This is a genomic window from Sphingomonas sp. PEI4 (genome assembly GCF_056679955.1).
The window spans coordinates 2,074,372-2,099,132 of the sequence record NZ_CM155258.1; the positions used below are offsets into that span (position 1 = coordinate 2,074,372).

The following is a 24,761-nucleotide window of genomic DNA, read 5'->3' on the forward strand; positions in this document are numbered from 1 at the left end:
GGTCTAGTCTCCGGTCAGTTCTGAAAGGTGAGCGTCGCGGAGACGCGATGGTCGTCGAAATTGGTGACGCCGGCGGTGCAGGTGCAATCGCGCGACAGGTATCGGTAGCCGAGCCGTGCGTTCCAATGGTTGCGTGAGAGGTAGGTCAGCCCGACATCCGCATAGGGCAGGCTGTCCCGGCGGTTGAGGCCGCGATAGGTATCGCGGAAATAGCCGCCCTCGACCGAAGCCATGAGGTAGCGACGCAGTTCATGGTCGCCGCGCAGCGATCCGCCGCGATGCAGGAAGCCGCCAGTTCCGGGGACACCGCTGTCCTCGATGCTGCTCTGCGCGGTCGCGGTGATCGTCCACAGCCGGTTGGGAAAATAGACCAGCGTCGCGAGCGTACCGATGCCCGACAGCGGGCGGATACCCGCAAGGTCGAAATTCTGCCGGATATAGCCGACGCGGACGTCGCCGCGCAGTAGCGTGGTCAGCTCGAAACTCGATCCGACATAGGCACCAAAGCCCTTGGAATCACGCGTACCGATGCCGGGGGTCGGGAGGCGATAGTCGATCTTGTTCAAGCTGCCCGCGGCGTAGACGGAAAAAGCCGGGCTGATCGCACGCTCGATGCGCACCAGTCCCTGGTAGCGGGTCCGGTCGCGGTCACGCGCGAACAGCGTACCGCCCTCGCGGCTCGGCGTATCGCTGAACCTCAGCCGGGCGATGTCGCCGCGAAAGACGACGCGGGTGCTGGTGCCCTCGATCGTGCCGCCGGCAAAGCCGTTCAACGCGCGATATTCGATCGGCTTTGCGGCATTGACCGGCGAATCGGCAGCGTAGCGCGGGTTGATCAGCGATCCATAGCTGACGCCCGCTGTCAGGCTGCTGAGCGCGCCGATCGCGACGCTGCCGCGGAGCCCGGCCAGTCCCTCTTCGGTGTTCTCGCTGGTATAGGTCGAATAGCGCCGCAGGTCACCGCGCGCATAGGCTGCAACCTGATAGGGGCCGGCGCTGGTGCGGACTGTCACTTCAGGGCGGACGACCAGCGCGATGTCGTCGCGGCGGTCGTCGTTATTGGCGAACAGGTTGGTGGTGTACACGCTGCCGATCGCAAGGCCCGGAAATACGTCGAACGCGCCGACCGAGATCCCCTGCGCGGTGAACGCAGGCAGCATGCGATCCGCGACTGCGGTTTCCTGCGTACGCGCGAACACCGACCGCACCGACGTGATTGGCGCTTCGGGGGGGATCATCACGGTCGGCGCGTCTTGCAGCAGCTGCGCAGACCCGGGCGCGGCGGTGCCCGCCGCGAAAACCAGTCCCAGCGCAGTACGGCGGCGTCGTGCCGCCGACGAAGACCGGCTCAAAACCAGCGCTCTTTGATACGGATGGTGTCGCCCGGCGCGACCCGGGTCTTTGCGGTCACGTCATAGGTGATGAATTCGCTGGCCTCGCCGGCGTGCTTGATCAAGACCTTCTTGGTCTTGGCGCGGTAGGTATAGCCGCCAGCCTGCGCAACCGCAGCTTCGACGGTCAGGCCGTTGGCGAACGGATATTGACCGGGCTTGTTAACCTCGCCCAGAATGTAGAACGGCCGGGTCGACAACACTTCAACCGCGACGCGAGGATCCTTTAGATAGCCATCGGCAAGCTTCGACACGATCCGGGTTTGCAACTGCGACGACGTCAACCCTCGCACATCGACTTCGCCGATCAGCGGCAGCGCAATGGTACCGGAACCGTCGATGGTAAACTCGCCTCCAAGCGAAGAATTGCCAAACACGACGACGCGCACGCGGTCTCCGCCCGACAGCGCGTAGTTATAGGTCGGTAGCGTTGAAGCAACGTCCTGCGCGATCGCCGACGTCGCCAAGCCGACAGCAAAGCATCCTAATACGACACGCCTAAGCATACGTCCTCCCGGGGCGCTGAGCACCGTTGCTTGTTAAGTTACATCCAAGATCAGCTACCCGAACCAGGTTCAGGCAGGTCCGATACTGCACGAGCGGTCAACGACGTTATCGTGCTCGACCGCTAATCTTCTGAACCATCTAATGATGTGAGGGCTTTAATAGTTCTTTAACCCATATTCATTTTCGACTTATCCGCCGAAATGATTGTATCAATTGATGTTTTGAGGGCTGTGTTGGAGCAGCGGGGGCTGGCGTGCCTCATTTGATCGCCGCGCAATCCCGTCCCGCGCGTTAGCGTGTCTTAGCTAACGGGTAGGTAACCATGACATCTCAGTATCAAACCGATCACGCGCGCGGCCAATCCCAGCTGATTAGGGCGATCGACGTCACGCTCGCCGCGCTCCTCATGATGACGCTATTACCGATCATGATCCTGCTCGGGGTCGCGATCTGGGCACGCGACGGGCATTCGCCGATCTATGGCCATCGCCGCTACGGCAAGGACGGGCGCACGTTCCTGTGCTACAAGTTTCGGTCGATGGCACCGGATTCCGATGCGCGTCTCGCACGGCTGCTTGCCAGCGACCCGGTCGCTCGCGCGGAATGGCACCGCGACCACAAGCTGCGCAACGATCCGCGCATCACCACGATCGGCCGCATCATCCGCAAAACCAGTCTCGACGAGCTGCCGCAGTTCGTGAACATCCTTCGCGGCGAGATGAGTCTGGTCGGCCCGCGTCCGATCGTTGCCGCGGAAGTCTCGCGCTACGGACGGCGTTATGTGGATTACTGCTCGATGCTGCCAGGAATTACCGGGATTTGGCAGATCAGCGGACGCAACGACACCGACTATCGCCGCCGCGTCGCGATGGACAGCATAATGGCACGCCGCCTGTCGCCACGTCTTTATGCACGGATTCTATTGGGCACCGCGCGCACCGTGCTGTCGGGTCACGGCGCCTATTGATCCCCCTAGCTAGCCGATGTCGGAGCGCCCGAGGAGGGCGCGATAGACATCGGCGAACCCGTCGGCGACGGCGGCGGGCGTAGTCCGCGCGACCACGCGGTCCCGTCCTGCCGGCGACGACGGCTTGCCGTGCACGAGCACTGCTTTCATCCGCTCGGCGAGTGCCTCGACGTCGCCGGGCGGCACTAGCCAGGCATCGTCCGCAATGATTTCCGCGATGCCGCCGCTACGCGCGCCAATGACGGGCACATACGCCTGATAGGCCTCGAGTACGGTCCGCCCGAGCGGTTCGGCCCACAGCGACGGTGCGACGAGCACGTCGATCCGGTCGAACAGATCCTTGGGTTTCTGGAAGCCGATGAACTCGACCGGAAGCCCCCTTGCCAGTTCCTCATAAGGCGCGAGCGGGCCGAGTGCCGCACCAGCGATCAACAGCCGCCATCCGGTCGCGGGCAGCAACCGTGCCGCGCGCAGCAACGTATCCACGCCTTTTTCCGGGCTGATCCGACCGAGATAGCCGAACGTGACCGGTCCGGTGAGTGGCGGCTTCACATAGTCGACGCCGACCCCCTCGACCTTTGCAGTGTTCCAGATCACATGCCGTCGCGCTGCCGGGACATGATCAAAGAACCCGTATTTCAAATGCCGCGCAAGAACCTCCTGCCCGACCGCGGTCACCGCCGAGACGAGGCGCTGGTCGAACTGCTTGGTGAAGGTCAGAACCTTGCATTTGAGGTGCCGGTGCGCGCATGGCCCGGTCTCGCGGTACATCGAGCTCGCGGCGCATAGCAGGTCGAAATCGCGCAACGTATGGACGATCGGGACGCCGCGTTTCTTCGCCGCATGCCAGACGCGCGTCGAGATATCGACCATCGAATGCGTGTTGATCAGATCGGGGCGGAACGCGTCGATCACCGCGCCGAACCGTCGCTCGATCGCGAAATTCGCCTGTTGCTTGAACTTTGCCCATTCGCGCTGCCGTGGCGTGTGGCTGAGCCAATCCTCGATCCAGAAGTCGTTGCCATGCGCCATGCGAAACACGCGGACGCCGTTGCGAACCTCCTCGACCGGATCCCCCGGCGTCAGGCAGGCGGCAGCAACCTCCCAGCCGGCCGCAACCTGTGCCTCGGCCAGCATGCTAACCGACCGCTCCGCGCCGCCGACGATATGCGGCGGATAGAGGCTCGAGAGATGGAGGATGCGCAGTGGCGCGGTCATGCCGCCATGCTCCCCGCCATGACGGTATCGTACAGCGCATCATACGCATCGAGCATCCGCGTCGGCGTGACGGCCGCCAGCACGTCGGCGAACGCCGCCGGTTTGGGCAGCGCGCTACGCCCCTGTTCCATCGCAAGCCGCATCCGCGCGGCCAGCGCCGGCGCGTCGCCGGGTTCGACCAGCCAGTCGTCCCCGACCGCGCCGACCAGATCGGTGATCGCTCCCAGCCGCGCGCCGATGACGGGAACGCCCCGCGCGAAAGCCTCGACCACGGTCAGCCCGAACGGCTCGCGCCATATCGATGGCACGACCAGCAGGTCGATCGAATCGAGGAACGCGCGCGGATCGGTGAAGCCGAGGAAGTCGACCGGCAAGCCTTCGGCCAGCGCACGATAGGCTGCATCCCCCTCCTGCGCGCGACCAGCGACGCGTAGCCGCCAGCCCTGCTCGGGAAGCAACCTGCAGGCGGCGAGTAGCGGCTCGATGCCCTTTTCCGGCACCAATCGTCCAAGGAAACCGAAGACCATGTCGCCGATCCGCGTCGGCCGCGCGTGCCCTTCGGCGACGTCGACCGCATTCCAGATCACCCGCGCCCGGTCCGGGCCAAGGTTGCGGAACAGGCCGAAGCGTCGATGCTCGTCGAGCACCGGCTGAGAGACTGCCGCAACCGCATCGATCCGACCGGCGAACCGCGCCTTCCATGCGGCCGTAATCCGACAAGACGTGTGCAGCGCCTCGCACGACTTGCCGTTGCGAAACCGTGAGGCGCGCGAACAGATCAGGTCATAGTCGTGGAGCGTATGCACCGACCGCGCGCTGCTGTTCGCGATCGCCGACCAGATCATCGGCGGCAATTCGACCATCGAATGGGTGTGGACGATATCGGGACGGAACGCCGCAATCGCTTGCGCGAAATCGGCGGTGGCGCGGTAGTCGACCATCTGGCCCAGCTTGTTGGCGGTGCGCATCGGTCGCGGACTGGCGAACACGTCCTCCATCCAGATCAGGTTACGGCTCGGCTGCGGCATCACCGCGACGCCGTGGCGTTCACCCGCCGGTTGCGCGTCGCGCGTCAGATACGCCGCCGCGACCTGATGCCCACGCGCGACCTGCGCCTCGGCGAGCATTTCGACGACCTTCTCCGCGCCGCCGATGACATGCGGCGGATAGACCGAACTGACGTGCAGGATACGCAAGAGTGGTTCAGCCCTTCATGAAACGGCGCGCGGCCGAAGAGGTCAGTTTTAGATACCGGTCGCCATGTTCGCGCGATGGTTCGATCTCCGAACCCTCGTGCCATTCATTGAAACTGGTAATGACTACCCAGTCCGCGTCGTACCGGATCGCGGCGTCCCAGAGCGTCTGGTAGGTCTGGCCGTCGTGCCGCTCGACCGTCGGTCGTGGCTGAGGCCTGCCGGGAACACGGGTATCGTCGAAGCCGGGTATGACGGTCGCGCAAAACAGCCGGTCGGCGACCTGCGTCTTCCACGCCGGATAGGTTCGGTTCGCCCACGCCGCCATCTGCGGCGGCGTCATCCCCTTCACATAAGGGGCAAGGACATAGACGTGGATGCCGTCCATGAACGGCGCCCAGGCCGCGAATTGCGCGGTTTCGCGCGGCGAAACGTCGCCGACCAGGAACGCCCGCCCCGCTGCCTTCCGCCAATCCCTTGCTGGCAGGTCGCGCAGCGCCTGCAGATAGAGGAACAGCACCGGTCGCGTGTCGACCCGCAGCCAGGACGGGTGCGCGCCATACGTGCTGGTCAGGTACGCGATGTCACGCGCCGCGCCCGCCGCACCGTCCTTCTGCTGTTCGAGATAGACCGTAACCTTCAACCCCGCCTCCTGCGCGGCCGCGAGGATCGCAGGCATTGCCTTGTCCTCGAACGACGCCGGTCCCCACCAGCTGACGATCAAGCCGGTGAGCCCGGCCGCCTTGGCCTGCGCGATATGGGCTGCGACCACCGCCGGGTCGTGGCTGTCATAGGTGCCGAGCGTCGGATGGTTGAACGTCGGGCTCTGCCGCGGCGCTTCGCCGTGCGGCCCCTGCCAATGGAACCAGCGTCCGCTCGTCTTGGGATTACCGTACCAGGGGTAATAAAAGGCCAGCACCTGTCGCGGATAGCGGCGCGGGGCGGCCCCGATTGCGGGTGCGCTAGCCAACAAGCTCCCACCGATGCCTGCACCGATGATCGTCCGCCTGGAAATCATGCCGATCGCTCCCTTGCGAAGAATGCCGCGCGACCGCGGCTCAGCGCCGACAGGATCTGAGCGCGATTGATCGCGAGCAGGACGATCTCGATGGTCACGAACAGCAGCACGCGATTGATCTGACCGGGTGCCGCGACGCTCCACAGCGACGCCTGCTGCGCGGAGAAATACACCTGGAGAAACACCCACACCGCCAGGAACAGGCTAAGCGGAAACCGCGATTCGAAGGCCCGGCGCAGATACAGTGCGGCGAACGCGGCAAGCACGCCGAGCACCACCATCACCGCGGCTACACCTAGATACCCGAACATCACCAGCGCCAGCGCCTCGGTACCCATCGTCAGCTGCACCCAACCCTGGTTCTTGCGAAAGCTGTCGGCAAGCTTGGCAGGCGAGTAGCGCTGGATGAAATAATAGGTCTCGACGCCGTTGGCGAAGGCCGCGGCCGGCGGTGATTTGGCGCCCAGCGTCTGGACGTTGCCGTTGACAAGATGCGAGTCCCAGTTGGTCACGCGCCGCGCATCGCGGCTGGCGACGAACCACAGTTCGCCCTGCCCCGCGATGCGCTCGCCCACCAACGTCACAGTACGGTCGAGCGGCAACCGGCCATAGCCAGAATAGATATACAGCGTCGCGCCTAGCGCGGCACACAGCAGCGCGCCGACCGGCACCGCCAGCCGTATCATCGTCCCTGCCAGCCTGCCCTGCCGCGACAGCAGCAGCGGCATCGCGAAGAACGCGACCTCGGCCAGGATCGTGAAGAACTTGTCGCCGAACAGGAAGTACAGGCCGGTCAGTCCCAGGAACGTCAGGATCGCCGCGGTCCTCAGCACCGGCTGGTGCCGCGGCGCGAACGCCACGGCGCCCAGCATCGCTGCGAACAGGAACTTGTTGTCGAGCAGGATCAGGACCAGCCCGCTGCTATATTCCCGGCGGTACAGGAAGCGGTCGATACCCTCGAGCAAGGGAAATCCGCCCTGCAATCCGTGCAGGAAGGCTAGCCCGCCGAGCACCATGCACAACAACACGACCGGCCAGCCGAGCAAGGCGACCAGCTCGTCGAGCATCGGCGAGCGGACATAGGTGAGAAAGGCCCGCTCGAACCACCGGAACACCAGTCCGAAGACGAGGAAGAATATCGACGTGAACGCTACGAACGACGCGCTCGCATCGCCCGGTTCGCCGAGCCGGTTGACCTCCGGCATGTAGGCGCCGGCCTCGATCACCAACAGCGACACAAGCGTCGCGAGGCGCGTGATGGCCAGCGGCAACAGCAGGATCAGCCCGGCGGCACTGATCCGACCGATCAGTAGCAAGAGGAAGCCGAACAGCAGCAACGAGGTCCACGAAAAGATCGGGCTGACGAGCGTGGACGCGAGCATCCAGTTCAGTGCCAGCGCGGCCGCGATCGCCACGATGCCGCCGAATGGTACCGGTCTGGTCGTCGGCGTGTGATGGTCTGTCGCTGCGAACACGCCGCGACCCGTTGGATTGGCCATGCCCCCGATTACGGCGCGCATCTGCCGCCCGGTGCCTCATTTGAGGCATGCGCCGCCGCACTGCCATGGTCAGGGCGGCCTGGCAGGAGGCCCCGACGTGCTAGGCAAGAACATACTCTCGATGTCCGGGCTCAGCCTGTACCGCAACGCCATCCAGTTCGGGATGAACATCGCAATCGCGGCGTTCGTGTCGCCTGCCGATTATGGGCTGGTCGTGTTCACGACGCCGTTCGTGGTGCTTGTCGCGATGTTGACCGATCTCGGGATGACCAGCGCGATCACGCGCGCGCCATCGCTGTCGCGCATCGAAGCGGGGGCTGCGATGGGCGCGATGATGCTCGGCGGCCTCGTTTGCGCGACGCTGCTGGTCGCCGGTGCCTGGCCGTTGGAGCACGCGATCGGCATGCGCGGCTTGGCGCCCGTCATGGCTGCGATGGCGGGAGTGGTCGTTCTATCGATCTCGGCCGCAACGCCGCGCGCTCTGCTCGAGCGCGAACTTCGCTACGCCCACATCGCTCGGATCGAGGCGGTCGCGATCGCCGTCTCCGCCACCGTCGGCATTTTCGCGGCGTGGCATGGCGCCGGCGTCTGGTCGCTGGTGCTGTACAATATGCTGGTCCAGACGCTGCGCCTTGCCGCGTTCTGGTGGACCGTGCGGCGCGAGCTCAGCCCCAACCTGCAATTCCGTCGGCTCGGGCAGCTGCTGTCGTTCGGCGGCTGGGTGCTGGCCAGCAACATCCTGAACTTCCTGTCGCGCAACAGCGACAATCTGCTGATCGGCGCTTCGCTCGGCGCGGCAGCGGTCGGAGTTTATGGCCTGTCCTATCAGTTCATGCTCGCGCCGCTGATGGCGATCACTTGGCCAACCAGCGCGATCCTGCTCGCCACGTTGCGCGACCAGGATCCGCATGGCGAGCGCGCCAGGGCGATGGTCGAAAGCGTGCTGTCCGCCACTGCGCTCGTCGTCGTGCCGGCGATGCTGTACCTGACGTTCGGGCTAGCCTTTCCGGTCGGCGCACTGCTGTCGGATCGCTGGGCCGCGGTGCCGGGCATCGTCGCCTGGCTCGCACCGGCCGGTGCGCTGCAGGCGATCGCGTCCTATAACGGCGCGCTGCTGATGGTCGCGGGTCGCGCGCGGGCGCAGTTCGTCCTGACAGTGATCAATACCCTCGTGCTGGTCGCGACCTTCGTCCTGGCGCTCCCCTATGGGCTGACCGCCTTGGTCCATGCGTACACGCTGGTCGTCACGCTGCTCAGCTTCGCCTTCATCGCGCTGATCGTCACGCTGACCGGGCTGGGGCTGCGACGGCTGGCCGATGCGCTGGCGCCTGCCATGCTGGCTAGCGGCGCCGGCGTGCTCGCGGTCGCGGTCACGACCGGCACGCATCCGGTAAGCTGGCTCGGCTGGGCGGGCGCCAGCGCGATCTACGGCGCGGTGGTGCTCGCCTGCTACGCCGCTTTCCACGTTCATGTCCGCGCGACGCTGGCAGTGATGCTGGCGCGCGGCGCGCCGGCGGCGTCGGTTACAGGAACGTAGCCGGCAGGAAGCGCCCGCCGGCGAACACCGCCTGCGTCTTTGCCGCACGGACGACACCGACCGCATAATCATGTTTCGCCGCGTGTAAGCGGTCATGGACCAGCGCGACGGTGTCCTGCTCGCCGTCGCGTTCCGTATCGTCGAGCACCAGCGCGAAATCCTGCGGCAGGCCATCGATCATCGACAGGATGCCACTACGCGAATCCCGTGGCGTTCCACGTGGCCCGTCGCAGACGATGACGTCGAAGCTGCGCCCCTGCTTCACCGTGGCCCAGTCATAGGTCGTGATCGTACGCCGCCCGATTCGCATTGGCTGCAACGGTGTCACCAGGATCTCGTGCGTGACCTGAGCACCGATCCGCGCGGCCCATTCGGCGTCGTTCTCGAGCGTCAGCAGGTTGCCGACGAACCCGCGCCGCTGCAGCATCGCCCATAACAAGGTGCTCTGTCCCGCCCCGATGTCGAGCACCGACGCGGGGCGGAATTCGCTACCGAGACGGAGGATCAGGTACAACAGGCTGTAGTTGGCGGCCCCGCCGGTCGGATAGAACCGGTCCTCCTCGCCCAGCAACGCCAACTCGCGCAGGAACAGGTCACGATAGATCACTTCCAGCGCCGGCTCCGGCTGGAACACGCTTGGTTTTCCGGTCAGGCGACGAAATTGCTGGCGTAGGTTCGTCATGCGAGGGGTCCTCTACGGTGGAGAATGCGTCGGATCGGCGCGGGGCAAATTTCATGGTGAGCGCACGGGTCATCGGCCGTTCGACCCAGCGATAGACGGCAAGCGCCAGCGCGATCGCTGCCGTTACCGTGACGAGGACCAGCAACCACCCGGGCGCTTCACGCACCACCGGCAGCTTCTGTGCGGCCTTTTCCATCGCTATCAGCGCGAACGGGTGAAACAGGTATAGCGAATAGGACGCGTCGCCGACCCGGGTGAACGGCGCCGCCACCTGCGGCATGCGCGGTTCCGGCCCGAGCAGCGCGGCCGCCAGCACGGCCGCCACCGGAATGCCCGCGAACAACACGCGCGGCCAGGCATTGGCGACGGTCATGCCGACCGGCTCGTCGAACACATGCGCCGGGTCCGCCAGGAGCACCGTGATCCCGACGACGGCAATGGCCAGCCGCAGCGAAGGCGGCAGTACGAGACGCCGCGCAACCAGCGCCCCGATCACCACGCCCAACCCGAAATCTAGAATGATCGGCCGGGTCCAGAACCACAAGGCTGCCGGTAGCGGCGCGGCTTGCCCGACCGCGACGAGCAGCGCGAGCATGACGCCGAGCGTCACCAGAGCCCTATGCCGCGGCCACGCGACGACCAGCCCCAGCAGCGCGTAGAACAGCATCTCGTAATTCAGCGTCCAGCCAAGATCGAAGACCGGAAACAGCCGGCCTTCGCCGTAAGTATCCGCGGGCAGAAACGCATAGGAGGCCAGGATTGCAAGCGAACTCGGGAACCGGTCGCCGCCCTTCAGCGTCGCGACGGCGAGCAAGGCGAGGAACAGCGTCGTTACCAGCCAGTAGAGCGGCACGATCCGGATCAGCCGCCGCGTGACGAAATCGCGCCGTGCGCCCGCACGCCCGAACAGCCGCCCCGACGCGTGCACGATGATAAACCCGGAAATTACGAAGAACAGGTCCACGCCTGCGCCCCAAGGCACCAAGGTCGACCGTACGAACACCTGTCCATCGGATGCGACAACGGCGCCGACCGCGCTTTGACTATGGCCGAGAACTACCATCAGCGCCGCGACCCCGCGCAGGACCTGCACGGTCCATAGCGTGTGGTGCGGCAGCGGCGGCGTTGCTGCTCGTACGCGTGTGTTCAGGGCATCGGGCCGTTCGTCCATGCGTCGTTCGACCACAGCGTCGCCCAAGCGCCTGCCTCAATTGACGCAGTGCCGCCCAGCCCCGCCTCCTACGGATCGACTTCTGTAAAACACCGAGGGCATGATGAAGATTCTCCACCTTGCCGAATCCGCCAAGGGCGGGGTCGGGACCTACCTCGCGGAGATCCTTGGCGATCAAGCTCGGCGATATGGCAGCGACAATGTCCGGGCGCTGATCCCCAGCCAGCACGCTGCCCATGTCACCGGGGTCGACCGCCGCCTGCTCGTGACATGGCGCCGCCAAAACCGCTCGGCGCTGGGCGTGTTCCGGCTGGCGTCATCGATCCGGCAGCAGATCGCCCGGTTCAAACCAACCATCGTCCATGCCCATTCGAGTTTTGCCGGCGGTGTTCTGCGGCTGCTCTATGGCTGGAGGCGCCCGCCGTTCCGGATCGTCTATTGCCCGCACGGCTGGGCGTTCGACCGCAAGTCCACCGGCTTGAAAAACCGGCTGATCGAAAGCATCGAACGCAACCTAGCACCGTCGGCAGACCGCATCGTGCTCATTTCCAACCACGAACATCTCGAGGCGCTCCGTATCGGCATCGATCCCGAACGGCTCGCCGTCGTACTCAATGGAATCGACGACCAGCCCCCGGCGCGGTCGGCCCGGTGGAACGATCATCGGATTCGCGTCCTGTTCGTCGGGCGGCTCGACACACAGAAGGGGTTCGACACCCTGCTCGACGCGGTCGACCCGATCCGCGATCGTGTATCGGTGCGGGTGATCGGCAAGGCGGTAGCGGGGCCCGCTACCGCGCCGCGCCCGCACAGTTCACAAGTCGAATATCTCGGCTGGCGTTCGCTGTCCGAGGTCGCGACCGAGATCGCAGCGGCCGACGTCGTGGTCATTCCGTCGCGCTGGGAAGGTTTCGGCCTGGTCGCGCTAGAGGCTATGCGCGGCGGGTGCGCAGTGGTGGCCTCCGCAGTGGGCGGCTTGCGCGAGATCGTCGTGGAAAACGTCACCGGGCATCTCGTCGTTCCAGACAATCCCGAACGGTTGATGACCGCCCTGACCCTTCATGATCGCGCGGCCTGGCAGGCAATGGGCGCAGCCGGTCGCGCGCGTTATGAGGCAATGTTCACTGCGCGCCGCATGAACGACGAGTTGCACGCGGTCTATGAAGAGTTGGCGTCCCTGCCCGACCCGCTTCCGGCCAACCGCATGACGGCTGCGCATGCGTAGCGGCCGCGCGATCATAATATCGGACTATATCGGCGGCGAAGGTGCCAGCAGTGGCGGTGCCGGACATGCCGCGCTCGACAGCTACCGCGCGTTGCGCGCGGCAGGCGCCGATGTCCGGGTCGTCGCGGGGTTCGGCACGCCGCCGCCGATCGAGGGCGGGCGGTTCGCGACGCTCGGCGGCAGCGACTTACGCGCCGGACAGGCGGCCGGCATGCTGAAAGGGATCTACAATCCTGCCGCACGCACCGCGCTCGCCCACGAACTGGCGGACGAGAACCCCGACACGACGTTGATCATTCTGCACCAATGGACGCGCTACCTGTCGCCTGCGGCGCTGGCGGTCGTCGATCGCTTCCCGACGATGATCTACATGCATGATTATTTCTGGGCCTGCCCGAACGGGCTCTATTACGATTTCCAGGAGGAACGTCCGTGCGACCGGCGTCCCATGGGCGCGCGGTGTATAGCGGCGGACTGCGATCGCCAGGGTCGCGTCCGCAAGATCGGACGCGTCGTGCGCCAGGCGGTGCGCCAGGTCGGGACCCGATCGCCACCGACGCGGCGGCTGTTCCTGCATCTCTCCGAGCTAGCGCATCGCACGGCCGCGCCGTTGCTGCCTGGCGAGCGCCATGCAATCCTTTACAATCCGCTGGCCATCACCGCCACGGCCTCTCCCCCACCTCCAGCGCCACACTACGACGTCGGATATTTTGGTCGCCTCGAAATGGACAAAGGCATCGTCGCCTTGGTCGACACGCTCGCCACCGACGGGCTGACCGGATTGTTCGTCGGTCAGGGATCCCTGGAAGCGACATTGACGCATACGCCGGGCGTCGAACACCGCGCATGGGCACCACGCGATACGATGGCGGAAACGATGCGGTCCTGCGGCGTCGTCGTGCTGCCGTCGTTGTGGCACGAGACCTGGGGGTTGGTCGTGCCCGAGGCGATGGCCGCAGGCGTTCCGGTACTGGTTTCTTGCCGCGCCGGTTCTGCCGAACTGGTGCGGCGGTTCGGCGGCGGCGCGACCTTCGATCCCGAGGTGCCAGGCGACCTTGCCGCCAAGCTCGGCATGATGCGCGCCGCTGCGGCCAAAGCGACGCCGCTGCGGGACAGGTTGCGAACGTTCCTGTCGCCGGAGCGTCACGCCGCCCGGCTGCTGGGACTCGCCGAAAGCCAGTTCGGCCTCGACCTTCGCGCAACCGACCGCCGGGTCAGCGCTCGATCAAATCCGTCAATACGCTTGCAAGCTTGGCCCCCGCCGCAGCCCAGCTGAAGTCGCGCGCCCGTGCTTGCCCTCCGGCGATCTTTGCGGCGCGCAAGCCCGGCTCCCGCAAGGCCAGAACCGCGCGCGCCCACTCCTGCGCGTCGTCGACGCCGGCATAGATCACCGCATCGCGGCAGACTTCGGGGATCGCACCCGCGGGCGCCGCGATCACCGGACATCCGCACATCATCGCCTCGACCGGCGGCAGGCCGAAGCCCTCGGTGCGAGACGGATAAAGAAGGCAATGCGCCTGTTCGTACAGTGCGCGCAGCCCGGCGTCGTCGATCCCACCGACGAAGATTGTGCCCGCTGGCGGCGTCAGCTGCGCCGCCTCCAGCGTTGCACGCGACGGCCCGATCACCACCAGTTGCACCCCGGCAAGTTCGGCACGCGCGAACGCAGCAAAGACCACGGCGACATTCTTGTACGCAGCAACCGATCCGAACATCACCGCGTAACCGCCCGATATCAGTCCATGCCGCTCCAGCACCATGCGATCAGCCGCTGTTTCGAGAATGTGGTCGGCGCCGTTGTGGATTACCCGTGTCGCCTCGGCGCTGGCGACCCCGAACGTGGCCAGACTGTCGCGCGCATAATCCGAAACGGTCAGCACCGTCCGGCTCGATCGTGCGCCTCGCGGCACCAGCAGGCGATAGCCCCATCGCAGCTTGGCGGGATAACTTTCCGGCGACAGCCGGAACTGCACGTCATGCACCATCGTCAGCTTGTTTCCGTGGAAGCCGGGCGCGAGGTTCGCGAAGCTGGCGAGCACGCCGCCGCGTGCCGCGATCGGCAAGCCGAACTGTTCCCACGCCTGGCTATGCCCACGCCACTGCGGCACGGGCATGATCGCTTCGAATGGCGGCGCCCAGTTCCGCGTCCTCGGCAGCAGCAATCGCATGTCCCAGGCCGCGGGTGCCCCCCCCGCCACCGCAAGCCGGTCGAGCTCGCGGATCAGCCGGTCGGCCACGCGGCTGACGCCGTTGGTGGCGCCGGAATAGAATTTGCCGTTCAGGAACAGTCGCGGCCTACCCGCCTGCCCAATCAAGCTGCGCGCGCGATCTGGACGTCGACCGTGCCAATCAGGTTGCTGGCAAACGCGCGCACCGCAGGGCCGATATCGCCGCGCGCCAGTGCCAGCGCGAAATTAGCCTGCACGTAGCCGGTCTTGTCGCCGCAATCGTGCCGCTCGCCGTCGAAGGTCACCCCGTGGAATGGCTGTCGGCCAATCAGTTGCGACATCGCATCCGTCAGCTGGATCTCGCCCCCCGCGCCCTTTTCCTGCCGCCCCAGAATGTCCATGATCTCGGGCTGAAGGATATAGCGACCGGGTATCATCAGGTTCGACGGTGCCGTCCCGCGCGCCGGCTTCTCGACCAGCGCGGTCACCTCGGTCAGCGCGCCGTCCCGCCTGCCGGGTGAGATAATGCCGTATTTATCGGTCTCTGTGTTTGCCACGGCGAGCGCGCCGACCAGATTGCCGCCGACCCGCGCATAGGCGGCGACCATCTGCGCGAGAAAGCCGGGGCTGCCGACCATCAACTCGTCGGGCAGCAATACCGCGAATGGTTCGTCGCCGACGATGTCGCGCGCGCACCACACTGCATGCCCCAAGCCCAGCGGCTCCTGCTGCCGGACATAGACCGGACTGCCCGGCTGCATGCGGATCCCGCTGATCGGCGCCAGCGACTTGCCGCGCGCGCGCATCGTGTCCTCCAGCTCATACGCGATGTCGAAATGATCCTCGATCGCGCCCTTGTTGCGACCGGTGACGAAGATGATCTGCTCGATCCCCGCCTCGATCGCTTCCTCGACCGCATATTGGATCAGCGGCTTGTCGACGACGGGCAGCATTTCCTTGGGAATGGCCTTGGTCGCGGGCAGGAAGCGCGTCCCCAGCCCCGCCACTGGGAAGATTGCCTTGCGTACGGGTTTCATCGCCATCTCCACGATTGAGTATGGCGCGGCAATATCGTGTTCCCCGGTCGGGCACCCATCAAAGGATGGCTTCCGGGCGAGCCGGACCTGTCATCCCCGCGCCGAACGATAACGAGTGTAACATCCATGCGCATTACAATGATCGGCTCGGGCTATGTCGGCCTGGTATCGGGGGCGTGCTTCGCCGACTTCGGGCACGTTGTCATCTGCGTCGACAAGGACGAGGCGAAGATCGCCGCCCTCGAAGCCGGGCGGATGCCGATCTACGAGCCGGGCCTGGCAAATCTCGTCGCGCAGAACGTCGCTGCCGGGCGGCTGACCTTCACGACGGACCTGGCGACCGCGGTGGCCGGCGCCGATGCGATCTTCATCGCGGTCGGCACGCCGGCGCGGCGCGGCGACGGTCACGCCGACCTGCGCTATGTGATGGCTGCGACCGAGGAGATCGCCGCGACGATCACCGGCCCGACGATCGTCGTCACCAAATCGACCGTACCGGTCGGCACCGGCGACCGGGTCGAGGCGATCCTGCGGCAACATCGCCCGGAACTGGCCGTGCCCGTCGTGTCGAACCCCGAATTCCTGCGCGAAGGTGCGGCGATCGACGATTTCAAGCGGCCCGACCGGATCGTCGTCGGTACCACCGACCCCCACGCCCGCGACGTAATGCGCGCGATCTATCGTCCGTTGTTCATCAATGAATCGCCGATCCTCTTTACCGATCGGCGGACGTCGGAACTCACCAAATACGCCGCCAACGCGTTCCTTGCGACCAAGATCACCTTCATCAACGAGATCGCCGATCTGTGCGAGGCGGTTGGCGCCGATGTACAGGACGTCAGCCGCGGGATCGGCCTGGACAACCGGATCGGCAAGAAATTCCTGCACGCCGGCCCTGGTTATGGCGGGTCGTGCTTCCCCAAGGACACCCTCGCGCTGTTGAAGACGGCGGAGGAGCATCGTTCGCCGATCCGCATCGTCGAGGCCGTCGTCGCGGTAAACGAAAGGCGTAAGCGCGCGATGGGTCGCAAGGTGTTGACCGCGCTGGGCGACGATCCGCGCGGAAAGACCGTCGCGCTGTTCGGGCTGACCTTCAAGCCCAACACCGACGACATGCGCGACGCGCCCAGCATCGCCATTACAGCCGCGCTGACGGATGCCGGCGTCCTTATTCGCGCCTGCGATCCCGAGGGCGTGACGGCGGCGCGCGCGGTGATGCCCGATCTCACCTATTGTGACGACGCCTATGCCGCGGCCATGGGCGCTGACGCCGCTGTCGTCGTTACCGAATGGGATGCATTTCGCGCCCTCGACCTCGACAGGTTAAAAGCATCGATGGCGTCCCCGGTGCTCGTCGACTTGCGCAACGTGTATCGCCGGGAGGTCGTCGAACAGGCAGGGTTCGCCTATGTCGCGGTTGGCCGGTAAAACCGTCGATCAGCGGTTCCGAACGAGGTGCGGTGCGCGGTAGTCGACCATCAACCGCAGTCGCGGTTGGTCGCTTAGCGTGATCGTACCCCCTTGCGAGGTCACCAACCCTTCCCGCTGCAACAGCTTGAGCGTGCGGTTGACGTGCACGTTGGTCAGGCCGAGCAGGTCGGCCAGCAGTTCCTGCGTCAAAGGCACGGGGAACTGATCGTCCGTCCCAATTCCTGTCAATTGGAGCCGTCCCTGAACCTCCAGAAACCAGTCGATCAATCGTTCTTGCGCAGTGAAGCGGCCGAGCCGGATCGCGTGCGCCACCAGGTAATGGCCATCCAGCGCGGCGCTGACCGCATAGGCTTCCGCCAGTTCGCTCCCCGGCTCCGCCTCGGGAACCGCGCAGGTCACCACTTCGGTCACGGCGACGATCGACGACGACTCTATCGGCTCGCGGTGAGTCCGCAGCCCGATCACGTCGCCCGGGATCAGGAAGTTGAGGATCTGTCGGCGACCGTCGGTCAGGATACGCTGCTGGAACGCCCAGCCGCTCAGGATCGCGCGCGGCTTGCGAAGCAATTCGCGCTCCGCGACCATCTCCCGCTTGGCCGGCGAGCGGCGACGATCGCGTTCGGCCGCCGCTAGTGCGGTAATTACCGAGGGCTCCAGCCGAGCCAGCTTCGCAAGCCGTATTTGCAGGGGAGACGGTGCAGAGGCCGAACTACTCGATATCATCGATATCGCTCCGGTCGGCCGCGCTTAGCCATTCCAGCTCTACATCCGCCATTTGCCGGGCAGGCAACGGAAGTATTATCGTGCAGTCGAGGCCCCCAGGCTTAAGCGCGAAGACCGTCGTCGCCCCGAACTGATACGGTAACGCGTCTTCAATCAGGCCTTGCCCGAACCCGGGCACGCGTGGAGCCGAGGACATCAGCGGTACGCCGGACTCCCTCCAGTGAAAGTGCAGGATCGACTGCTCCTCCTCCGGTGACACCGTCCATTCGACATGCAGCGCCCCGCCATGCGCCAGCGCGCCAAATTTTACTGCGTTGGTCGCCAGTTCGTGCAGCGCCAGCCCCATCAGTTCGACCCATTTCCCGGACAGGTGCACTCGCGGTCCGCTGATCGTGCAGTCCGGTCCGTCCGTGCAATGTACAGTCAACAATTCGTCGCGGACCATGTCCTCCAACTCGACCCCGCCCGACGTCACGCCCGCGATATCGGCCTGGTAGCGCCCGATCGCATCGAGCCGGTCCTCGAAATGGGACGAGAACTGGTCCTGCGCCGTTTTGCCGGCGAGCATGCGCCGATAGATCGTCCGGATGACGGCCAGCATGTTGCGGACCCGGTGCTGGAGTTCATAAGTCAGCGCCCGTTCGCGAACGGCAGCGGCGGCGAGCGCCCGGCGCAAAGTGTGAACTTCCTGCTGCAACGCCTGCAGCGACGCGTCCGCGTTCGAAGGCGTCGGCTTGGATGGCGGCAACTGCCCCCGTCCTTCGGAATCAGTCGCAATCGGCGTTGGTTCTGTCACAGCATGCTACTCGTTCGTGGAATCGTCCGCGGCATAAGGCCGGCCGATGCAACGAACAACGCAAATGGTCGTTTAGATCAAGTATGTTCGTATATTACCCGTAGCCAACTTGTTAAATATGCTTAATTCGTGGACAGTGCACTCGTACAAGTCAGCACTGCACTCCCTAACATAGATTATAAAAGAGTGGGGACCGATAAACGATGAACGATGATCGATTGACGGGGCTCCAAATCTTGGTTGTCGAGGACGAATACTACCTTGCCGACGAAGCGCGGGAGATTCTATCGCAGATGGGCGCAGCGATCCTTGGACCGGCGCCAACCGTAGAACAGGCCCACGCCATAATCGCGCGGACGGGACAAATCGATGCTGCGTTGCTGGACGTCAATCTGCGCGGCGAGCTGGTCTTCGAACTGGCTGACGCGTTGCAGGAGCGCGGCGTTCCCTTTGCGTTTGCGACCGGCTATGACAGGGACGTGCTGCCGGATCGTTTCGCCGACCGGCTGGTGTTCGGCAAGCCGGTTCGCCCGGAGTTGTTGATCGAAGCGTTCACAGAGCTTGTAGGAAGGCGCACAACCGCCAGCCCTGCGGCGTCCGGTCCAGCTATATAGACTAGTACGTCGAACTGTTGACGGCATCACGTCGCTGGTTCGACAGCAGGTCATGGATGGTCCGCAACAAAGTTGGCATGTGGATCGGCTTTGCGCAACTGACGACATCGGGATACCGTTCGCGCGTGATCGCGTCGTGATAACCGCTTGAAAAGACGAACGGCACCTGTCGCGCAACCAGCGCGTCGGCGACGGGGAAAACAAACTCACCGCCAAGGTTGACGTCCAGTACGGCGGCGTCGATCCGGGCTTCGTCGAACACGCGACGCAGTGCACCTTCCACAGACGCTTCGGGGCCGAGGATCGTAGCGCCCCTATCTTCGAGCTCGTTTTGAAGATCGGCCGCGAGCATATATTCGTCCTCGACCAGCAAGATTCGGCAGTGCGCCAGATCGTTCATGACAAAGCCCCCCCCAATTTCTTTTGTACAGGCATGAATACCGAACACTAAACGCATCGTGATGCCTTAACCCAGGTTGTCGCTGCCTCGTCCAATCCAGCTAACGTATTGGTAAGCATACTCCCGGCCGTCTGGTGTTCGCATTGTTCTTTCGAGCAGCCCCACAAGGGACCGGAAACAACCGAACCGCTGGGAATGGCATGATCGATCGCGGCAAATATTCCGAACGCCAGCGAGTCCTGGCGGATTTCGGCGATTTTGTACTTGATCGCGACGACCTCGACCAGATCCTCGACGAAGCCTGCCGGTTGATCGCACATACGCTAGGCACCGATTTCGCCATGGTCATGGAAATCGACTCGTCGACGCATACCGGGCTCGTTCGCGCCGGCATCGGTTGGCGCCCGGGCATTGTCGGGCACGAACGCATCGGCCTGAGCGCGAACACGTCCGACGCGTTCGCGATCGAACAGACCGAGCCGGTCGTCATCAACGACCTTGCGCATCGGCAACGGTTCGTCTGCCCCGACTTTCTTATGGATCACGGTATCGTGGCGCTGGTGAGCGTCCCGATCCTGCTGCGCGGACGCAAGCGCTACGGCGTCCTGCAGGTCGACGACAGCCGGACCCGCGCGTTCGACGAGGACGATGTCGATTTCCTCAAGACCTATGCGATGGTGCTAGGCCCCGTCATCGATCGCCGGAAGACCGCAGCGGCGTTGAGGACCGCCGACGAACGCTTGCGGCTGATCGTCGAGAACGCTCATGCCTATGTAATGATCGTCAGCGATGCGGATGGCCTGATCACCGACTGGCTTGGCGGCTCCGAAGCCATTCTCGGCTGGTCGGCTGCGGAAGTGACCGGCCGGTCGGTCGACCTGATCTTTACCCGCGAGGATCGCGATGCGGGCATCCCCGAGCGCGAGCTATCGGGCGCGCGCGCGCGGGGTACGGCAGCAGATGTGCGGTGGCATTTGCGCAAGGACGGGACGCGCGTGTTCCTGGACGGCCAGACAATCGCGCTGAAGGAGCAAGGCGGCAAGCTGCGCGGCTATCTGAAGATCGCGCAGGATTTCACAGATCGGAAACACAACGAGGATCGCCAGGCTTACCTGCTGGGCCTGTCCGACGCGTTGCGGCTGCTGACGACCGTAGACGAGATCGTGGCGCTGGCGGCAAACGGCCTTGGCGAGCAACTGAAAGTGGACCGCGTCGTGTACGGCAAGATCGCCGCCGGCGTGCTGAACTTGGCGTACAACTATACTTGCGACGCGGCGTCGATCGTCGGCGACTATGCGATCGAGCCACTCGGCTCCGGCCTATTGGATGCATATCAAGCGGGTGCGCTCGTGGAGATCGAGGACGTCGGAGCCGACGTACGGTTGGACGATCAGGGCCGCGCAGAGCTTCGAACCCGCGCCATCGCCGCGTTCGCCGACCTCGTGCTGTTCCATGACGACGGCGTGGTAACCTTCCTCGGCGCGCAGAGTTCCAGCCCGCGAATCTGGACTTCTGCCGAGCGCACCCTGATCCGCGAGGTTGGGGAACGCGTCAAGACGGCCATCGAGCGTGCGCTTGCTGAAACCGCGTTACGTGAGAGCGAGGCGCGCCTGCGTCAGTTCGGCGACGCCTCGTCCGACATTCTGTGGATCGAGGACGCCGAGACGCTCCAATGGGAGTATCTCAGCCCGGGATTCGAATCGATATATGGACTGTCGCTCAGTCAGGCGTTCATGGGTGACAATTTTCACAACTGGACCGACCTGATCGTCGAGGAAGACAGACCGCATGCGCTCACTAGCATCAAACGGGTTCTGAATGGCGAGCAGGTGACCTTCGAGGTCCGTATCCGGCAGCCCGATGGCGAAATCCGCTGGCTGCGCGATACCGATTTTCCGATCTACGGCCCCGGCGGACGGGTCGAGCGAATTGGCGGCATCGGGCAGGACATTACCGAGATCAAGCAGGCGCAGCAGCGGCTGGAGGAAAGCGAGGAGCGACTGCGCATCGCGGTCGAGGTGGGTCAGCAAGCGCTGTGGGACTGGAACATACGGACCGGCGACGTGATCTGGTCGGATCAGCATTACCTGCTCGAAGGCTATGAGGTGGGCGAGATCGTCCCGAGCTACGAGGCATGGCTCGCACGCGTCCATCCTGACGATATGGCGGGCGCGGAGGCCGCGCTTCGTCTGGCGATGGATATGCAGACCGATTTCGAGCACGAGTTCCGCAGCCTCCACCCCAATGGAACGGTGCTATGGCTCTACGCGCGTGGCCGCTTCTTCTACGACGGTCACGGCCACCCGTTGCGGATGGTGGGCGCGATGATCGACATCACCGAACGTCGCGAATGGGCGGAGCGCCAGAACGTGCTCGTCGCCGAACTGCAACACCGCACCCGCAACCTGATCGCCCTCGTCCGCTCGACGGCTGACAAGACGGCCAGGACCAGCACCGACCTCTCCGACTTCCGTTCACGGTTTCGCGATCGCCTGGAGGCTCTGGCGCGGGTTCAAGGCCTGTTGTCGCGGCTGACCGATGTCGATCGGGTGACCTTCGACGACCTGATCAGCACCGAGTTGTCAGCCATGAACGACACGCTCGACCGTGTGACGCTCGACGGTCTCTCGGGTATCCGTTTGCGTTCCTCCACCGTGCAGACGCTGGCGATGGCGCTACACGAACTTGCGACGAACGCGGTTAAATATGGCGCGCTGGGGCAGCCAGCGGCTCAACTCACCGTTACCTGGTCGCTTGGGGATACCGGCGCAGACGGACGGCCATGGCTGCATGTGGACTGGCGCGAGAGCGGCGTGCAAATGCCAACCAACGGCGTGGCCTCGCGAGGAACCGGCCAGGGACGCGAACTCATCGAACGCGCGCTCCCGTACCAACTAGGCGCTAAAACCACTTATGTGCACGGCCCCGATGGAGTGCACTGTACAATTTCCGTTCCGGTATCGGGCACCACACTCGATACGCGGCACAGCTGACGCGTAACTGACAGGTTTTACCCTATCTAGAATATATCCGCACGATCGCACGGTTCGTCCGCTCGGCCGGACCATTGGGTCCAAGGGTGGTTCGGTTTGGTGAGCCGGTGCTCGATGTCGTTGCCTCGCAGATCATGTCGAAGCGCATTTGACGCGACCAGGCGGTGTTACGATTGCGCGGCTGCTCGGCAAGCTGGATGCTATTGTCGGTCAGAATCGTGTGGATCCGGTACGGCACCGCTTTCGGCAAGTGTTCAAGGAACTGTCCGTGCCGATGGGGCTCGCGTGCCTGAAGTCTTGGTCGATGATCTTGCGGTAATGCTCCTTGCCATGGCGTTCAGCCCATTCGTTCATGATCGTGGACAACGCCGCGCGAAATCCGTGCGGGACGTGACGGCCATGATAGCCGGCGCGGTTGAGCAGGTAGCCGATTGCATTCTCGCTCATCGGTCGATGGTGTGCCGATTACTGGGGAACAATAGGTGGCCGCTCCCGGTCGGCCACAGGGCCCTGAGCACGGCCAAGTGCTTGCGTCATGCCATTCACGGGCGACGCGCTCGAACGTCTGCCGTCCGGCCTCGATATCTCCTCGACCTTAAGTTTCCGCGCGATGGCTGGATCCCGCCCTTCACACAGGAGGGTAAAGGCCTCGTCGCGCTTGCACCGCGCGTCGGCCAGCGCGACGAGCGGATAGGCGCCAAACGCCATGCTCTTCTGCTTGCCGTCGTAAGAGTAATTCCAGCGCCAGAGCTTTCCGCCACTGGGGGCGAATAGCAGGAGCAGGCGGTCGGCGTCGGTCAGCTTGTAGGATTTCTCGCGCGGCTTGGCCGCTCGAACCTTCGTATCACTCAGCACGGGGCGCCTCCAAAGTACCACGTTCCAGTACCTCCAAATCGTCGGAGGCCTATGGACGGCTGTGGCCAGGCTGGCGGGCTAAGTGTCGGTACTCAGGAGAAGTCGATATTGGTGGACTTTTGCGGCCCCCTGCGAAGGGGCTGGCGGAGACGGAGGGATTCGAACCCTCGGTACCAGTAAACCCGGTACGGCGGTTTAGCAAACCGCTGGTTTCAGCCACTCACCCACGTCTCCGGCTGCAGCAGATGCGGGGCTATAGCGAGGGTCGGGCGGCGGGGCAACGGCTGTAATGCGCTATTCCGACGCGAAATCGACACGGGCCGGTGGTTCGTTCATTGCGCGGCAAGGCGCATCTTGGTTACCTAGCCGCAGCGGGCGCATTCGCGTTCTGGGGAATAGTTGATCATGCGTAGCTTCTGGCTTGGCCTTGGCGTCCTTGCAGCCACCTTGTGCGGCGGTGCGCCGGGTATCGCGGCGGCACAGGTCCGCACGATCGATCCCAACCAGGCGATCGACGGCGACCTCTCCGCCCAGCCCTCGCAATATCGCGCCGGCCAGTCGACTGCACAGACGACGACGCAGCCATCGCGACCCGCGGATCAACCGGTGGACCAGACCGTGCCGGTCGAGCCGACGCCGCCGCCCGTCACGACGACCCAGCGTCCGGAAACGCGAGCCGAAGCCACGATGCAGGCGGCCGACACCTATCAGCGCGACGATCTGCTCGCTGCGGGCGAAGGCGTGTTCGGCAAGGGCGCGGCCGGGCTCGGTGGCATTCTCGAAAACATCCTCAAGGATCAGGGCCAGCCCAACGCCTATATCGCCGGCCGCGAGGCATCGGGCGCGTTCATCCTCGGCGTGCGCTACGGATCGGGGATCATGAGCCACAAGGTCGAAGGCCAGCAGCCGGTCTATTGGACCGGGCCATCGGTCGGCTTCGACATCGGCGGCGACGCGAACAAGGTCTTCGTGCTGGTCTACAACCTGTACGACACCGAGGAACTGTATAAGCGCTTCCCCGCGGTCGAAGGGCGCCTGTACCTGGTAGGCGGTTTCGCCGCGACCTACCTCCGCCGCGGCAACGTCGTCCTGATCCCGATCCGCCTGGGCGTCGGCTGGCGCGCGGGTGTCAACGTCGGGTATATGAACATGACCCACAAGAGCAGGTGGTTACCGTTCTAGGCGAAGTCGAGCAGCCGGCCACGCCCGGCTGACTCCGACAAGCCCGGCCGGCGGGGCGAAGCTCCGTCCGACGTTGCCTGTCCTGAGCGCCTGCCTTGGCAAGCAGTCGAAGGAGACTTTGCCCACGGCGCGCGCCCAAACCACGGGCCATTCA

General features: G+C 64.6%; 23 protein-coding genes and 1 tRNA gene. 8 read left to right on the forward strand and 16 right to left on the reverse strand.

The genetic code is table 11. From position 1 onward, the window contains the following. Nucleotides 1–14: 14 nt before the first annotated feature. Complete coding sequence (locus AC1MLZ_RS09460; protein ID WP_480958215.1) at nucleotides 15–1,352, reverse strand: outer membrane beta-barrel protein; 1,338 nt, start codon at nucleotides 1,350–1,352, stop codon at nucleotides 15–17. Continuing rightward, nucleotides 1,349–1,858 carry a polysaccharide biosynthesis/export family protein gene (locus tag AC1MLZ_RS09465; protein ID WP_480958216.1) on the reverse strand — a complete coding sequence of 170 codons (510 nt, stop codon included), beginning with the start codon at nucleotides 1,856–1,858 and terminating at the stop codon, nucleotides 1,349–1,351. The genes AC1MLZ_RS09460 and AC1MLZ_RS09465 overlap by 4 nt, the downstream gene beginning before the upstream one ends. 362 nt (nucleotides 1,859–2,220) lie before the next feature. On the opposite strand from AC1MLZ_RS09465, the gene AC1MLZ_RS09470 reads away from it, so the two are divergent. Beyond that, nucleotides 2,221–2,865 carry a sugar transferase gene (locus AC1MLZ_RS09470; protein WP_480958217.1) on the forward strand — a complete coding sequence of 215 codons (645 nt, stop codon included), beginning with the start codon at nucleotides 2,221–2,223 and terminating at the stop codon, nucleotides 2,863–2,865. A 9-nt stretch (nucleotides 2,866–2,874) separates the two neighbouring features. On the opposite strand, the gene AC1MLZ_RS09475 is transcribed toward AC1MLZ_RS09470, so the two are convergent. From AC1MLZ_RS09475 to AC1MLZ_RS09490, 4 genes are read right to left on the reverse strand one after another with little or no spacing between them, the layout of a single operon-like run. Next, nucleotides 2,875–4,083 carry a glycosyltransferase family 4 protein gene (locus AC1MLZ_RS09475; RefSeq protein WP_480958218.1) on the reverse strand — a complete coding sequence of 403 codons (1,209 nt, stop codon included), beginning with the start codon at nucleotides 4,081–4,083 and terminating at the stop codon, nucleotides 2,875–2,877. After that, nucleotides 4,080–5,279, reverse strand: a complete 1,200-nt coding sequence (locus tag AC1MLZ_RS09480; RefSeq protein ID WP_480958219.1) for a glycosyltransferase family 4 protein — start codon at nucleotides 5,277–5,279, stop codon at nucleotides 4,080–4,082. The genes AC1MLZ_RS09475 and AC1MLZ_RS09480 overlap by 4 nt, the downstream gene beginning before the upstream one ends. Nucleotides 5,280–5,286: 7 nt before the next feature. Beyond that, the gene (locus tag AC1MLZ_RS09485) at nucleotides 5,287–6,294 is read right to left on the reverse strand and encodes an endo-1,3-alpha-glucanase family glycosylhydrolase (RefSeq protein WP_480958220.1); all 1,008 of its coding nucleotides are present in this window, start codon (nucleotides 6,292–6,294) and stop codon (nucleotides 5,287–5,289) included. Further along, nucleotides 6,291–7,793 (reverse strand): DUF6418 domain-containing protein, encoded by a 1,503-nt coding sequence (locus AC1MLZ_RS09490; RefSeq protein ID WP_480958221.1) that lies wholly within the window; start codon nucleotides 7,791–7,793, stop codon nucleotides 6,291–6,293. Before AC1MLZ_RS09490 ends, AC1MLZ_RS09485 begins: the two co-directional genes overlap by 4 nt. Nucleotides 7,794–7,890: 97 nt before the next feature. Here AC1MLZ_RS09490 and AC1MLZ_RS09495 point away from each other — a divergent pair, with 97 nt between their 5' ends. Beyond that, entirely contained in the window at nucleotides 7,891–9,330 is a 1,440-nt protein-coding gene (locus tag AC1MLZ_RS09495; RefSeq protein ID WP_480958222.1) for a lipopolysaccharide biosynthesis protein, read from the forward strand. On the opposite strand, the gene AC1MLZ_RS09500 is transcribed toward AC1MLZ_RS09495, so the two are convergent. Together AC1MLZ_RS09500 and AC1MLZ_RS09505 are read right to left on the reverse strand one after the other, a co-directional pair. Next, nucleotides 9,317–10,012 (reverse strand): hypothetical protein, encoded by a 696-nt coding sequence (locus tag AC1MLZ_RS09500; RefSeq protein WP_480958223.1) that lies wholly within the window; start codon nucleotides 10,010–10,012, stop codon nucleotides 9,317–9,319. The genes AC1MLZ_RS09495 and AC1MLZ_RS09500 overlap by 14 nt on opposite strands. Beyond that, on the reverse strand, nucleotides 9,924–11,183 hold the full coding sequence (locus AC1MLZ_RS09505) for an acyltransferase family protein (RefSeq protein WP_480958224.1): 1,260 nt from the start codon (nucleotides 11,181–11,183) through the stop codon (nucleotides 9,924–9,926). The genes AC1MLZ_RS09500 and AC1MLZ_RS09505 overlap by 89 nt, the downstream gene beginning before the upstream one ends. 103 nt (nucleotides 11,184–11,286) lie before the next feature. Between AC1MLZ_RS09505 and AC1MLZ_RS09510 the strand changes: the two genes are divergently transcribed. Further along, nucleotides 11,287–12,408 (forward strand): glycosyltransferase, encoded by a 1,122-nt coding sequence (locus AC1MLZ_RS09510; RefSeq protein ID WP_480958225.1) that lies wholly within the window; start codon nucleotides 11,287–11,289, stop codon nucleotides 12,406–12,408. Further along, nucleotides 12,401–13,684 (forward strand): glycosyltransferase, encoded by a 1,284-nt coding sequence (locus AC1MLZ_RS09515; RefSeq protein WP_480958226.1) that lies wholly within the window; start codon nucleotides 12,401–12,403, stop codon nucleotides 13,682–13,684. The genes AC1MLZ_RS09510 and AC1MLZ_RS09515 overlap by 8 nt, the downstream gene beginning before the upstream one ends. Here the strand turns inward: AC1MLZ_RS09515 and AC1MLZ_RS09520 are convergent. Beyond that, nucleotides 13,623–14,723: a glycosyltransferase family 4 protein gene (locus AC1MLZ_RS09520; protein ID WP_480958227.1), complete on the reverse strand. Its 1,101-nt coding sequence runs from the start codon at nucleotides 14,721–14,723 to the stop codon at nucleotides 13,623–13,625. The genes AC1MLZ_RS09515 and AC1MLZ_RS09520 overlap by 62 nt on opposite strands. Then, nucleotides 14,720–15,619, reverse strand: a complete 900-nt coding sequence (gene galU, locus AC1MLZ_RS09525; RefSeq protein ID WP_480958228.1) for a UTP--glucose-1-phosphate uridylyltransferase GalU — start codon at nucleotides 15,617–15,619, stop codon at nucleotides 14,720–14,722. Before galU ends, AC1MLZ_RS09520 begins: the two co-directional genes overlap by 4 nt. 120 nt (nucleotides 15,620–15,739) lie before the next feature. Between galU and AC1MLZ_RS09530 the strand changes: the two genes are divergently transcribed. Further along, a complete protein-coding gene (locus tag AC1MLZ_RS09530; protein WP_480958229.1) occupies nucleotides 15,740–17,041 on the forward strand; it encodes a UDP-glucose dehydrogenase family protein in 1,302 nt (433 codons plus the stop codon). Nucleotides 17,042–17,050: 9 nt separating this feature from the next. On the opposite strand, the gene AC1MLZ_RS09535 is transcribed toward AC1MLZ_RS09530, so the two are convergent. Together AC1MLZ_RS09535 and AC1MLZ_RS09540 are read right to left on the reverse strand one after the other, a co-directional pair. Next, the gene (locus tag AC1MLZ_RS09535) at nucleotides 17,051–17,767 is read right to left on the reverse strand and encodes a Crp/Fnr family transcriptional regulator (protein WP_480958230.1); all 717 of its coding nucleotides are present in this window, start codon (nucleotides 17,765–17,767) and stop codon (nucleotides 17,051–17,053) included. Continuing rightward, on the reverse strand, nucleotides 17,754–18,443 hold the full coding sequence (locus tag AC1MLZ_RS09540) for an HWE histidine kinase domain-containing protein (RefSeq protein ID WP_480958231.1): 690 nt from the start codon (nucleotides 18,441–18,443) through the stop codon (nucleotides 17,754–17,756). The genes AC1MLZ_RS09535 and AC1MLZ_RS09540 overlap by 14 nt, the downstream gene beginning before the upstream one ends. A 323-nt stretch (nucleotides 18,444–18,766) precedes the next feature. Here AC1MLZ_RS09540 and AC1MLZ_RS09545 point away from each other — a divergent pair, with 323 nt between their 5' ends. Beyond that, nucleotides 18,767–19,177, forward strand: coding sequence for a response regulator (locus AC1MLZ_RS09545; RefSeq protein WP_480958232.1), 411 nt, complete (start codon nucleotides 18,767–18,769; stop codon nucleotides 19,175–19,177). Between the two features lies 1 nt (nucleotide 19,178). On the opposite strand, the gene AC1MLZ_RS09550 is transcribed toward AC1MLZ_RS09545, so the two are convergent. After that, complete coding sequence (locus AC1MLZ_RS09550) at nucleotides 19,179–19,634, reverse strand: response regulator (RefSeq protein ID WP_480958233.1); 456 nt, start codon at nucleotides 19,632–19,634, stop codon at nucleotides 19,179–19,181. 143 nt (nucleotides 19,635–19,777) lie between these two features. Between AC1MLZ_RS09550 and AC1MLZ_RS09555 the strand changes: the two genes are divergently transcribed. Next, the gene (locus AC1MLZ_RS09555; RefSeq protein WP_480958234.1) at nucleotides 19,778–22,570 is read left to right on the forward strand and encodes a PAS domain-containing protein; all 2,793 of its coding nucleotides are present in this window, start codon (nucleotides 19,778–19,780) and stop codon (nucleotides 22,568–22,570) included. A 210-nt stretch (nucleotides 22,571–22,780) separates the two neighbouring features. Here AC1MLZ_RS09555 and AC1MLZ_RS09560 read toward each other — a convergent pair whose 3' ends face one another. The 3 genes from AC1MLZ_RS09560 to AC1MLZ_RS09570 all read right to left on the reverse strand — a co-directional run bounded on the left by AC1MLZ_RS09560 (nucleotide 22,781) and on the right by AC1MLZ_RS09570 (nucleotide 23,659). Next, entirely contained in the window at nucleotides 22,781–23,017 is a 237-nt protein-coding gene (locus AC1MLZ_RS09560; protein ID WP_480958235.1) for a hypothetical protein, read from the reverse strand. Nucleotides 23,018–23,035: 18 nt separating this feature from the next. Further along, entirely contained in the window at nucleotides 23,036–23,425 is a 390-nt protein-coding gene (locus AC1MLZ_RS09565) for an Arm DNA-binding domain-containing protein (protein ID WP_480958236.1), read from the reverse strand. A gap of 141 nt (nucleotides 23,426–23,566) precedes the next feature. Further along, a tRNA-Ser gene (locus tag AC1MLZ_RS09570) sits at nucleotides 23,567–23,659 on the reverse strand. A 171-nt stretch (nucleotides 23,660–23,830) separates the two neighbouring features. Between AC1MLZ_RS09570 and AC1MLZ_RS09575 the strand changes: the two genes are divergently transcribed. Further along, complete coding sequence (locus AC1MLZ_RS09575) at nucleotides 23,831–24,607, forward strand: DUF1134 domain-containing protein (protein ID WP_480958237.1); 777 nt, start codon at nucleotides 23,831–23,833, stop codon at nucleotides 24,605–24,607. The last annotated feature ends 154 nt before the right edge of the window (nucleotides 24,608–24,761 follow it).

Bases quoted from the DNA above. Each gene is read 5' to 3' on its own strand.
- AC1MLZ_RS09530 (WP_480958229.1), top strand. From the start codon at position 15,740: ATGCGCATTACAATGATCGGCTCGGGCTATGTCGGCCTGGTATCGGGG.
- AC1MLZ_RS09510 (WP_480958225.1), top strand. From the start codon at position 11,287: ATGAAGATTCTCCACCTTGCCGAATCCGCCAAGGGCGGGGTCGGGACC.
- AC1MLZ_RS09470 (WP_480958217.1), top strand. From the start codon at position 2,221: ATGACATCTCAGTATCAAACCGATCACGCGCGCGGCCAATCCCAGCTG.
- AC1MLZ_RS09505 (WP_480958224.1), bottom strand. From the start codon at position 11,183: ATGGACGAACGGCCCGATGCCCTGAACACACGCGTACGAGCAGCAACG.
- AC1MLZ_RS09500 (WP_480958223.1), bottom strand. From the start codon at position 10,012: ATGACGAACCTACGCCAGCAATTTCGTCGCCTGACCGGAAAACCAAGC.
- AC1MLZ_RS09475 (WP_480958218.1), bottom strand. From the start codon at position 4,083: ATGACCGCGCCACTGCGCATCCTCCATCTCTCGAGCCTCTATCCGCCG.
- AC1MLZ_RS09515 (WP_480958226.1), top strand. From the start codon at position 12,401: ATGCGTAGCGGCCGCGCGATCATAATATCGGACTATATCGGCGGCGAA.
- galU (WP_480958228.1), bottom strand. From the start codon at position 15,619: ATGGCGATGAAACCCGTACGCAAGGCAATCTTCCCAGTGGCGGGGCTG.
- AC1MLZ_RS09485 (WP_480958220.1), bottom strand. From the start codon at position 6,294: ATGATTTCCAGGCGGACGATCATCGGTGCAGGCATCGGTGGGAGCTTG.
- AC1MLZ_RS09555 (WP_480958234.1), top strand. From the start codon at position 19,778: ATGATCGATCGCGGCAAATATTCCGAACGCCAGCGAGTCCTGGCGGAT.
- AC1MLZ_RS09575 (WP_480958237.1), top strand. From the start codon at position 23,831: ATGCGTAGCTTCTGGCTTGGCCTTGGCGTCCTTGCAGCCACCTTGTGC.
- AC1MLZ_RS09535 (WP_480958230.1), bottom strand. From the start codon at position 17,767: ATGATATCGAGTAGTTCGGCCTCTGCACCGTCTCCCCTGCAAATACGG.
- AC1MLZ_RS09545 (WP_480958232.1), top strand. From the start codon at position 18,767: ATGAACGATGATCGATTGACGGGGCTCCAAATCTTGGTTGTCGAGGAC.
- AC1MLZ_RS09560 (WP_480958235.1), bottom strand. From the start codon at position 23,017: ATGAGCGAGAATGCAATCGGCTACCTGCTCAACCGCGCCGGCTATCAT.
- AC1MLZ_RS09490 (WP_480958221.1), bottom strand. From the start codon at position 7,793: ATGGCCAATCCAACGGGTCGCGGCGTGTTCGCAGCGACAGACCATCAC.
- AC1MLZ_RS09550 (WP_480958233.1), bottom strand. From the start codon at position 19,634: ATGCGTTTAGTGTTCGGTATTCATGCCTGTACAAAAGAAATTGGGGGG.